The sequence below is a fragment of the Pseudomonas sp. DE0010 genome, from assembly GCF_007680745.1.
GTDB lineage: Bacteria > Pseudomonadota > Gammaproteobacteria > Pseudomonadales > Pseudomonadaceae > Aquipseudomonas > Aquipseudomonas parafulva_B.
In genome coordinates this window covers 1-243 of the sequence record NZ_VEJQ01000273.1, presented here as the reverse complement: position 1 = coordinate 243, position 243 = coordinate 1, and the positions used below count along the sequence as shown (strand labels likewise).

1 protein-coding gene is annotated in these 243 nt (G+C 71.6%); it reads right to left on the bottom strand.

Going from position 1 to position 243, the window contains the following annotated elements:
* A partial coding sequence (locus FS767_RS22510) for a sigma factor (protein WP_305986824.1) occupies window positions 1-233 on the bottom strand: 233 nt, incomplete at its 3' end.
* Window positions 234-243: the final 10 nt, after the last annotated feature.

The following is a 243-nucleotide window of genomic DNA, read 5'->3' as shown; positions in this document are numbered from 1 at the left end:
CACATCCAGCCGCGGGCCGTACCGCGCTCCGGGGCGAATCCGGCGGCGCCGCGCCAGATGCGCAGAAAGGCGTCGTGGAGAATGTCCTCGGCCAGTCCGCGATCGCGCACCAGGCGCAGGACGATGCCCAGCAAGAGCGGCGCCTCGTTCTGGTAGAGCCGCTGCAGGGCGGCGCGCTCGCCCCGGGCACAGGCGGCGAGCAGTGCAGCGGGATCGTAAAGGGGATCGGTCACGAAATCGCGC